Raw genomic sequence first — 6,000 nt, 5'->3', positions numbered from 1 at the left:
TCAATCTCTATATCGACCACCAATGCTGGATGGGCGGCGTCATGCTGATCCGCGAGTTGCTTGCGGTGGCGGGGACGCTGTACGCACGCGAGCCGGATCTTGCTGCAGCGGCGATGTTTGATGTGACGCTGGTTGGGCCGACGCTGCAGCCGGTCCGCTCGTTCACCGGCCCGGCGATCATGCCGGAGCGCAGCCTGCGCAACGCGCCTAAGGCGGAGGTGCTGGTACTGCCTTCGTTCTATGGCGAAGTGCCGGCCAGCCCTGCCCTGTTGCGCTGGATTGTTCGGCATTATGAGGCGGGTGGCTGCATCCTCGCTTCCGCTAGCGGCGTGCGGCTGTTGGCTGCAACGGGGCTGCTGGATGGACGCGATGCCACCTGCAACCTGGCGGACCGGCGCCCTATCGCTGCGCGCCATCCTTCGATCAGGCTGTCGCCGCAATCGCCTTTGGTGATTGATGGTCGGCTTGTTACTGCGGCCAGCATTGCGCCGACCATCGACGCTTGCGCGCACCTGGTCAGCCGCTTCCATGGCGAGAAGGCGGCGCTGAAGTTTGCGCGCTACGCCAACTCGTCACGCCAGTTGTCCTACGAGCAGGCAGCGGTGAATACCAACAGTCGGCACCAGCACGGCGATGCGCGTGTGGAGGCGGCGCAGGACTATATTGAGCAGCACTGCTGTGCGGGCATCACGCCGGACGATGTGGCGCGCCATGTGGCGATGAGCACACGCACGCTGGCGCGGCGCTTTGCGGCTGCGCTGGGCGTCACGCCGGTGCAGTACATCCTTCAATGCCGGATCGAGCAGGCCAAGCGCCTGCTGGCGTGGCCGGGTAACAGCTTGCGTCGGGTGGCGATTGATTGCGGTTTCAGCGACGAGGCGGTGTTCCGCCGTGCGTTCAAGCAGGTGGCGGGCCAGGCGCCAAGCGCTTGGCGGGCATTGCTCTCCAGCTAACGGTTGTTGTTAAAAGGTGCTGGCAGGGCCTGTCGCGCTGTACATTCCCACATGGCAATGCCAACATGGCGGGACACCATAAGAATATGTTTCGGGATGAGACACAATGCACTGCATGGCCTTGGCAAAAGGCCGCTGGCAGTCTTGCTGCTCGCGGCGGCGAACGCTTGCGCGCAAGATGCCGACTTGACTACTTTGCCGCTTGAACAATTGATGTCGATGGAGGTTTATAGCGCCTCCCGCTTCAATCAAAAAGCTTCGCAAGCCCCCTCCAACGTTACCATCCTTACCTCGGATGATATCCGCGCCTACGGCTGGCGCACGCTGGCCGATGCGCTGCGCAGCATTCGCGGCTTGTACACCAGCAATGACCGCAGCTACAGCTATCTGGGCGCCCGCGGTTTCCTGCGTCCGGGTGATTTGAACACCCGCTTCCTGCTGCAGATCGACGGCACGCGCTTGAACGATCCGGTGTTCGACCAGGCGCAGGTTGGCGCCGAATTCCCGCTCGACCTGGACTTGGTGGAGCGTATCGAGTTTGTGCCGGGTCCCGGTTCTTCCGTTTATGGCGCCAACGCGTTTTTCGGCGTGATCAACGTCATCACGCGGCGCGCGCCCGACCTGGAAGGTACCCGTGCGGCACTAGAAGGCGGCCAGGCCGGCACGCGTGGCGCCAGCGCGAGCTATGGCTGGCGTGGGCGCGACGCAGAGTTATTGCTGGCCGCTAGCCGCGGCCTCAGTTCGGGCCGCGACCTTTACATCCCCGAATTTGACGGCAGCGCGCAGGGGTTGGACTGGGAGCGCTTTACGCGCTTTTACGCACGCGGGCAAGCAGGCGCCTGGTCGCTGGCACTCATCCACGGCGCCCGCACCAAGGGTATGCCGACCGCTTCCTACGGCCAGCCCTTCAACGTGCCTGGCGCGCAAACGCTGGACCGCCTGCAGTTGGTGGAAGCCGGGTACCACAACACGGTTCTGCCGCTCAGCGGCGAAGTTACCGGCCGCCTTTACCACGGCGACTACAAGTACCAGGGGCGCTTCGTCAACCAGGTCCCCTTCGGCTCCATCAACCTGGACCACACCCGCGCGCGCTGGTGGGGCGCCGATGTCAGCCTGTACCTGCAAGTCGCGCCAGCGCATAAACTGGTAGTCGGCGCCGATTACCAGTACAACCACGATGTCGTGCAGCAGAATTTCGACATCGACCCGTATGCCAGCTACCTGGACGACCGTTCCAGCGGCAAACGCATTGGCGTTTATGTGCAGGACGAAATCACTCTGGCCCAAGGCATCCTGCTGAACGCGGGCGTGCGCTACGACCGCGAGTCCAGCACCGGCGGCGTCTTCAATCCGCGCCTGGCGCTGATTGCGGAACTGGTCCCGGGAACGACCATCAAGGCGATTTATGGCAGCGCTTTCCGCGCGCCGAATAGTTACGAACTGTTCTACGGCATCGATACGCAGGGCGGCCAGTTGGCGAACCCGGACCTGGGCCGTGAACGCATCCGCAGCCACGAGTTCTCCCTCGTGCGCCAACTGAATGCTAACGCGCGTGCAACGCTCACCGCCTACGCGAACCAGGCATCCAGCCTGATCACCGAGGTGGAGGATGAAGAACTCGGCGTACCGATCTTCCGCAACTTCGGCAAGGCGCGCGCACGCGGCCTGGAGGCGGAGTATGAGCGTTCCTTCCGCAACGGTGGCCGCCTGCGCGCCAGCGTGGCGCGGCAAAAGGTTTCCGGCGGCGATGCAGAACTCAATTCGCCGCGCTGGCTGGCCAAGTTGAATCTATCGAGCCGTCTGTCGGGCGCCTGGCATACGGGCGTGGAGCTGCAGTACGTCAGCGCGCGCAGGCTGATTGGGGGCGGCGAGACGGGTGGCTTTACGCTGGCGAACTTGAACTTCTACAGCATTGGCCTGACGCGCCATCTCGACTTGGCCCTTGGAGTGCAAAACCTGTTCGACCATCGCTACGCCGACCCGGCGTCCCTTGGCTTCCTGCAGCGCTCCATCGAACAGGACGGGCGCCGGGCGTATTTCAAACTGAAGGCGGCCTACTGATGCGCGCCTGTATTCCCGCCCTGCTCACCTGCCTGCTACTGGCATGCGGGCTGGCCCACGCGCAGCTGCCCTCAGGGGCGGACGAGGCGGAGTTGAAGGCGGCCATCCTTTTCAATTTCGCGCTGTTCACGGAGTGGCCGGCGGATACGCTGCCGGCGAGTTCGCCGCTGCGGCTGTGCGTTTTCCAGGGTAACGCCTTGCTCACCGCACTCACGGGCCTGCAGGAGAAGCAGGTGAACGGCCATCGAATTTCAGTGCGCACTTTGCCAGGTGCGCCGGGGCCGGCGCAGCTGGCTAGCTGCCACCTGCTGGTGCTGGATGCGCAGGATCGTGAGCGCTGGCCGCTGCTCAAACAGGACCTGGCCACCAGCAGCGTGCTGACGGTGGCGGATGACCGTATCATCGGCGCCAATGGGGCCATGATCTCGTTTGGCATCGATAATCGCCGGGTGGGCTTTGACGTGGACCTGGTACCAGTGAAGCAGGCGCGCCTGACGCTAAGTTCCAAGCTGCTGCGCCTTGCAAGGAGTGTGCAATGAAGGCGCGTAACAAAATCGCGCTGCTGCCGATCGGCAGCAAGGTGGTGCGCTCGACCATGCTGGCGGCGGGTGCGGCGCTGTGCCTGGCCGGCTTGCTGATGGTGGTATTCCAGTTCCTTGCCTTGCGCAGCACCTTGCTGCGCGATCTGCAGGTGCAGGCGCGGATTGTCGGCAACAACAGCACGGCCGCCCTGCTCTTCAGCGATGCGCGGGCGGCGGAGGAGATCCTCGGCGGCCTGTCGGCTTCGCCCAGTGTGCAGAGTGCGAACATCACGCTGGGCAGCATGCCGCTGGCGCAGTTCCGCCGCAATGGTGCGCCGGTGCCGGAGTTGCCACCCAGCGCGGGCGGCGAGCCGCTGCATTACTACGGAATGGATTATGTAGAGGTGCAGGAGCCGGTGCATATCGATGCGAGGGTCGTCGGTTCGGTGTCGATCCGGGCGACTTTGCTGCCGCTGTACCGGCGTGCGTTTGCGTTTGCGGGCTTTACCGCAATTGCCACGCTTGGCTCCTTTGCGCTGGCCTGGCTGCTGGTGCGCCGTATGCGGGCGGCGGTGGCGCAGGCGGAGCAGAACCTGCATTTACTGGCGCATGTCGATCCCGTGACCTGCCTGCCGAACCGGAACGCCTTTAACGATAAGCTGGCCTACACGCTGAAGCGTGCGGACAAGCAGGAAACGGCCGTCAGCTTGCTGCTGCTGGACCTCGATAACTTCAAGGTAGTGAACGATACGCTGGGTCACGATACCGGCGACCAGCTATTGCGCCTGGTGGCGGAGCGGTTGACGCAGACCCTGCGCAGTACGGACATCATCTGCCGCATTGGGGGCGATGAGTTCGTGGTCATCGTCGAGCCGGCGGATGATGAGGTGGAGCCGGACCAGGTGGCGCGCAAGATCCTGCGTGCGCTGGCGGAGCCGTTCATCGTGGAGACGCACCAGCTCTTCGTCAGCGCCAGTATTGGCGTGAGCGTGTATCCGAAGGATGCCGGCGATTCGGCTGCGGTGGTGCGCTGTGCGGATATCGCCATGTACCATGCCAAGAACAAGGGCAAGAATGCGTATGAGGTCTTCCATGAGGACATGGCGGCCAAGGCCAGCAAGCGCCTGGCGCTGGAGGCTAACCTGCGCAAGGCTTTGCAGAACAATGAGCTGTCTTTGCATTACCAGCCGCAGATCGATGTGCGGACGGGGCGTATGCGGGGCATGGAGGTGCTGGCGCGCTGGCATTGCGCGGCGCTGGGCGGGCCGGTGAGTCCGGCGGAGTTCATTCCGGTGGCGGAGGAAAGCGGTGTGATCGTGCCTCTGGGGCGCTGGGTGCTACAGACGGCGATCCGGCAGGCTGCGGCCTGGCGCAAGATGGGCTTGCTGGAGGATATTGAACATGTGGCGGTGAACCTTTCGGCCTGCCAGACCAAGGATGCGCAACTGATGTATGAGGTGCAGGCTTTGCTGATGGAGACGGGGCTGCCTCCGCGTTTGCTGGAGCTGGAGATTACCGAGGGTGTGCTGATGGAGAATGTGAATGCGAATATCGCGCTGCTGCATAAGATCCAGGCGGCGGGGATTCACCTTTCCATCGATGATTTTGGGACGGGGTATTCGTCCATGGCTTATCTGAAGCGATTCCCTATCGATCAGTTGAAGATTGACCGGAGCTTTGTGAACTCTGTGCCGGGGGATGGGGCTGCGATTGCGAAGGCGATTATCGCGATGGCGCATTCGCTGAACTTGAGCGTTGTGGCGGAGGGCGTGGAGACTGAGGAGCAGGTGGCGTTCCTGTCGGATGCGGGGTGTGATGTGATGCAGGGGTATTACTTTGCGCGGCCTATGCCGGCGGAGCAGTTGGAGGCTTTGCTTAGGGAGGGGAAGCTTTGGGCGGCTTGAAACCCGGTAAACCAGGGTCTGACCCGAGGGTCAGACCCTGTCTGATCGGCGGCTAGCGGTGTCGGTTGTGCGCTGTTGATTTTCTTCGAAAGTCAAAGACTTAGACCCAACACCGTTAGCGGTGCCGCAGACGGGGTCTGACCCTTGGGTCAGACCCCGCCTTACCGGGTTAATCCAGGGGTGTGATGCAGGGGTATTACTTTGCGCGGCCTATGCCGGCGGAGCAGTTGGAGATTTCGCTCAGGAAGGGGAAGCTTTGGGCGGCTTGAAACCCGGTAAACCAGGGTCTGACCCGAGGGTCAGACCCTGTCTGATCGGCGGCTAGCGGTGTCGGTTGTGCGCTGTTGATTTTCTTCGAAAGTCAAAGACTTAGACCCAACACCGTTAGCGGTGCCGCAGACGGGGTCTGACCCTTGGGTCAGACCCCGCCTTACCGGGTTAATCCAGGGGTGTGATGCAGGGGTATTACGTTATGCCGGCGGAGCAGCTGGAGGCTTTGCTTAGGGAGGGGAAGCTTTGGGCGGGTTGAAACCCGGTAAACCAGGGTCTGACCCGCAGGGT

At 62.9% G+C, this 6,000-nt stretch carries 4 protein-coding genes; all 4 read left to right on the top strand.

What is annotated here, in order from left to right:
• On the top strand, nucleotides 1–953 hold a 953-nt coding region (locus ACE3TQ_RS10780), incomplete at its 5' end, for a GlxA family transcriptional regulator (RefSeq protein ID WP_374582136.1).
• A 186-nt stretch (nucleotides 954–1,139) separates the two neighbouring features.
• A complete protein-coding gene (locus tag ACE3TQ_RS10775; protein ID WP_374582135.1) occupies nucleotides 1,140–3,014 on the top strand; it encodes a TonB-dependent receptor plug domain-containing protein in 1,875 nt (624 codons plus the stop codon).
• Nucleotides 3,014–3,553, top strand: coding sequence for a YfiR family protein (locus ACE3TQ_RS10770; protein ID WP_374582134.1), 540 nt, complete (start codon nucleotides 3,014–3,016; stop codon nucleotides 3,551–3,553). Before ACE3TQ_RS10775 ends, ACE3TQ_RS10770 begins: the two co-directional genes overlap by 1 nt.
• Nucleotides 3,550–5,439: a putative bifunctional diguanylate cyclase/phosphodiesterase gene (locus ACE3TQ_RS10765; protein ID WP_374582133.1), complete on the top strand. Its 1,890-nt coding sequence runs from the start codon at nucleotides 3,550–3,552 to the stop codon at nucleotides 5,437–5,439. The genes ACE3TQ_RS10770 and ACE3TQ_RS10765 overlap by 4 nt, the downstream gene beginning before the upstream one ends.
• Nucleotides 5,440–6,000: the final 561 nt, after the last annotated feature.

Origin of the sequence: Pseudoduganella sp. (assembly GCF_041914865.1) — a bacterium.
Taxonomy (GTDB): domain Bacteria; phylum Pseudomonadota; class Gammaproteobacteria; order Burkholderiales; family Burkholderiaceae_D; genus Rugamonas.
This window is presented reverse-complemented; position numbering and strand designations above follow the sequence as displayed.